Origin of the sequence: Methylomonas subterranea, from assembly GCF_024505185.1 — a bacterium.
Lineage (GTDB): Bacteria > Pseudomonadota > Gammaproteobacteria > Methylococcales > Methylomonadaceae > Methylomonas > Methylomonas subterranea.
Genome location: NZ_JANIBJ010000075.1, coordinates 1 through 4,188, shown reverse-complemented (window position 1 = coordinate 4,188; position 4,188 = coordinate 1). Strand labels below are relative to the sequence as shown.

The window sequence follows — 4,188 nt, the reverse complement described above, 5'->3', positions numbered from 1 at the left end:
GAAAACCAACACCAATGATCGCCTACAACGCATAGAGCAGCTACGTGCCAGCGTTTAGCCCAATATCATTACAGCAGACGACATCGATCAAGCTATCGAGAATGGCCGTCCATGATCGCTGCCGATACCAAATTATTATTAGCTGCTTGTTCTTACCGACGAAATATTCCGACAAAGCAAGTCAGTTGTTTCAAGTTGATCCTGACTGGGCCGTACCTGAACTTTGGCGAAGCGAATTCCGTAATGTGCTTGCGCTTTATATTAGGCAGAATATGATTTCCTTGACCGAGGCATTAGCTTTTCAAGATGAAGCCGAATCGTTGATGGCGGACCGGAAGTTTACCTTGCCTTCTGTCGCGGTCATGAACCTCGTTACCAGTAGCACTTGTTCTGCTTATGACTGTGAATTTTTGGCTTTAGCTCGACAGCTATCAGTTAAGTTAGTGACACAAGACAAAAAGCAATTAAGGGAATTTCCAGAAACGGCGCTGAGTCTTGAAGAATTCTTATCCCGGGCAAACTCATAACCAAGCTTGCCTGCCAAATGTCGTACGGCCATTGCTTCATCTTTGGTTGTACCGATTGTGGGGGCGCGGTTTAACACATTGTTTATTTTATGCACCCAACACCGCTGTGTTGACGCCGGTTGAAAATTGACCATGTAAGAGGCCGAATTCCGGCTGAAAATTGACCAGGATTATTAACCTGTCCTGTCCAAAAAATAGACAGGAGCTTAGCCCATCTTTAACACCCCAGTTTAAAAACGCTTTTTAATCAGTTATTTAGTGATTTAAAAAATCCCGTAAGGCACTACAAGCGCGTTATTGAGCTGTTTTTTGCGCTAGATGATGGTTTTTTGTACGCCTCCTGGCAAAGGGTTAAGGTTCAGGGCTTGATAGATTTCCGCCAGCTCGGTTTCCGGCCGAGTGGCTTTGCGCACATGTAGGCTGCGACCATCGGCGCGGCGGAAGGAGGCGCTGACGCGGCGCTGTACACCGAGGATTTCCCGTAGCGTGCTCCAGCGGCCTTGGATGCCGTGGGCTTGCAGCTGTTTGCGTATGATTTGCACGAACTGGTAGGCCAGAACAGTGATGAATAGGTGGCCATCCACCCGTTCTTCTTTGTGGTGATAGACCGGGTGCAGACCAAGTTCGGATTTGAGGCTGCGAAACACGGCTTCCAAATCGGTCAGCATGATGTAAGTACGCCACAGTGGTTCGCTGTCTCAATCGGTTTGGTTGCTGCGCAGGCAGTAGACGCCGGGATGCGATAACCGCGTGCCGGCCTTGATCTGTTGGCTCCAGCGTAGCTCGATGATCTTTTCACTGGCTGGATTGGCGATCAGTTCGATCTCATAATGCTGTCCTACACCATGGCTTTTTTCTTTCAGCCGACCGATACGCTCTTGCAGTTTGGCCAGGCTTTTTTCGCCGCGCGGTGCGGCCAAGCCATCGGCGATTTTTTGTAGCCCGGCCTCAAAACGTTCGCGGAAGCGCTGGTTGATGGCCTGCTCCTTTTGTTCGCGCTGCTCGGAGTAGCAATAGAGCCGCACTTCCTGCTGCTCTTGGTCGTCGACGCGTTGAATCTGTACGTTGTGGCCGGCGGCGGTTTCAATGGGGATCGCCGTTTCCGTTTCGAATTGGCGTACCCTGAAGGGCATAAAGGCGCGTTCGCGGCTAACCACTAAATAACGGTAACCGTGTTCGCGTAGCCAGATCAAATTACTTTCCGTGGCGATGCCGGCATCCATGACCACCAGAGCGCCGGCGGGCGCTTCCAGGTCTTTCAGCATCCCAGCCAGGGTCTTACCTTCGGCGGCATGGCCTTCGAAGACTTCGGACCGCCGGACAAAGCCGCTGCCGTCCAGCACCAGACCCAAGGTTACCAACGGACAGTCGCTACGCTTCTCCTTTGAGCGGCCGTGCTTTGCTTTGGGATTGATTTCGGCCGTGCCTTCGAAATAAGTGGCGGTCAAATCATACAGGGTCACGGTCAACTCGAAGCCAAACAAGGCTTGAGCGCGGTCGAACAGCGTGCGTTCAATGAGATCGCGATGCTTCATCAAGGCATCCGAGGCGCGATACAGCGTCATCGCCGGCATGCGTTCGAAGTCGACCTCCAGCAATTTACCCAGGCCGCTTTGCTGTCCCAGCCAACGATGGGTGGCCGCTTCCGAATCCGGCGCCGCCATCCGGCCGATGATGACACCCAGTATCGCCGCCCGTAGCGGCCCGGACAGGCCGCATTCGATCAGCAACTCATGAAAACCCACTTGCCGCATGGCCCAGCAGACGACATGCTCGACGCCAATCGAGCGGGGCCTGACCAGTTCCAGCGTATCGACCAAGACCATTTCGGTATCCGCCAACGCGGCCGTTTCGGCCGTAGGCATCGTTTCGGGAAGAATGGCGGCAGCTGTTGCTTCGCCGGCAACCGAGGCGGCCGCCGTCGGCGTGGCATCTGGGTACACCAGCGCACGCTGTGCCAACAACTGCGCCGCGATACACTCTGCTTCCTGAGCGGCGGCCTTCGGCAACGCCGGGTCGAGCAAACTGGCTTGGCCCACCATCAATTCGGTGACCCTTTGGCAGACCGCCGGCCACAAGGCGGCGTCCACGGCAAAATGGCGACCCAGGTTAAGCAAGGCCACTTGTTTGACTTTGCCGTCGATGCGCTCGCTACTCACCAGTCGATAGGTGAAATAGTGTTCGCCTGTGGCGTTGCTGAGGGTGGAAGTGCATCGGATATATATGCCGCCAACGCACCGCAAGGCCAGTCAAGGTGCAATACCCTGAAAACAATAATATGGCACTACATTTGCCATTTTGCGGAGCCCAAAAACAACAGGTAAATTATTTCAATGAGTTAAAAATCGACATGCATAAGCCGCCGAGTTTTTGATGCTAGAGTTTGTTAAAGGTGGATTAAGGATGCCAGACTGGAAGGACGCTGCCAATCCTTACCTTTGGAAACCAGAAAGGCGTTGATGCATCACATTGATGGCGACATTACGGTGCATTATTCACCGGTTGAGGTTGGAGAGCTTTTAGCAGCGGTTGAGAAATTGACCAAAGTGGAAGGGGTGACCATGTTGCGTTTAGCATCATGATTTACCCAGTGGGTAATTTGGGAAGCACTAGGCATAAAAAAACCAGCTGCTCTGTGAAAGCTAACTAGTTGATTTATATATCATTTGATGGTGGATCGTGTGCGATTCGAACGCACGACCATCGTATTAAAAGTGCAATTACAACTCTATAGCCAATTGTTTTTATTTATATTTTAATTTTGTCTGGTCTGTCTACGCGACACGACGAATCACAACTGAGCATAACCAAGTCGCGTAAATCTCGCGTAAGGTTTTTGACTCGAGACCACTGCAAAGAGACTGCTATGTTTGTGGAAAAGATGTAAAATACATAATCAATAATATTTATTTTGTCGATTATGCAACTCACAGCCTCTCAGCTTCAATCCAAACATAAGGCTCTCATTGATGCGCTTAAACGCGGAGAGTCGGTTGAAATCACCTATCACGGTCAAACGCTTGGTATCGTTCACCCTGCTGTGCCCGCTGTCAATTCAGTAGAACAAGAAGTCGCAATGAATGAGTTTTTCGGTATGCATCGTGATTTAGGTGTTGCTGATGTCGAAACAGAATTACGTAATATTCGCAAAGGTCGCCGGAGCCAGTTGAGTGATCTTTGATACCAATATATTGATCTACGCTGATCGTGGCGTAGTTTCAGCCAAAGAGTTGATACTCAGCACCCAGCAGCGTTCAATTTCTGCAGTTACCTACATGGAATATGTACCGTTTTGCCGAAATAAAAAGGAATTGGCGATCTTTGAAAAAATGCTGCAAGCCCTTCAATTTACCATTCATGAAGTGGATCATGGGATTTCCTATCATGCTCGGCAGTTGGTTCGTCAATTTGCCTTGAGCCATAGCATGGAAATGGGTGATGCATTAATTGCTGCCACAGCCATGGCACACAATGAATTGCTATGCACGGGCAACATCAAGCACTTTTCCCAAATCACTAGCCTGATGCTTGACCATTACCAACCCGATGAGAACTGATTGGATATGCCGGATTGCATGAGTTTCGATTAGCAACCATACTTGTTATCAGAGGTAACTATATGCCCGCCCTGACCATCAAAAACATTCCCGATTCATTATAA

Annotated in this window: 6 protein-coding genes; 4 read left to right on the top strand and 2 right to left on the bottom strand. The window is 50.3% G+C overall.

All coding sequences use genetic code 11. The features are described 5' to 3' along the window. Positions 1–44: 44 nt before the first annotated feature. Positions 45–527 (top strand): type II toxin-antitoxin system VapC family toxin, encoded by a 483-nt coding sequence (locus NP590_RS20240; RefSeq protein ID WP_256604553.1) that lies wholly within the window; start codon positions 45–47, stop codon positions 525–527. Positions 528–841: 314 nt separating this feature from the next. Here the strand turns inward: NP590_RS20240 and NP590_RS20235 are convergent, their stop codons facing one another. Further along, complete coding sequence (locus tag NP590_RS20235; RefSeq protein ID WP_256604552.1) at positions 842–1,195, bottom strand: hypothetical protein; 354 nt, start codon at positions 1,193–1,195, stop codon at positions 842–844. A gap of 30 nt (positions 1,196–1,225) precedes the next feature. Next, positions 1,226–2,770 carry an IS1634 family transposase gene (locus NP590_RS20230; protein WP_256604551.1) on the bottom strand — a complete coding sequence of 515 codons (1,545 nt, stop codon included), beginning with the start codon at positions 2,768–2,770 and terminating at the stop codon, positions 1,226–1,228. A gap of 216 nt (positions 2,771–2,986) precedes the next feature. Between NP590_RS20230 and NP590_RS20225 the strand changes: the two genes are divergently transcribed. From NP590_RS20225 to NP590_RS20215, 3 genes are all read left to right on the top strand, one after another. Next, positions 2,987–3,109, top strand: coding sequence for a hypothetical protein (locus tag NP590_RS20225; protein ID WP_256604550.1), 123 nt, complete (start codon positions 2,987–2,989; stop codon positions 3,107–3,109). A gap of 338 nt (positions 3,110–3,447) precedes the next feature. Then, on the top strand, positions 3,448–3,708 hold the full coding sequence (locus NP590_RS20220; protein WP_256604549.1) for a hypothetical protein: 261 nt from the start codon (positions 3,448–3,450) through the stop codon (positions 3,706–3,708). Then, positions 3,698–4,084, top strand: coding sequence for a type II toxin-antitoxin system VapC family toxin (locus NP590_RS20215; protein ID WP_256604548.1), 387 nt, complete (start codon positions 3,698–3,700; stop codon positions 4,082–4,084). The genes NP590_RS20220 and NP590_RS20215 overlap by 11 nt, the downstream gene beginning before the upstream one ends. The last annotated feature ends 104 nt before the right edge of the window (positions 4,085–4,188 follow it).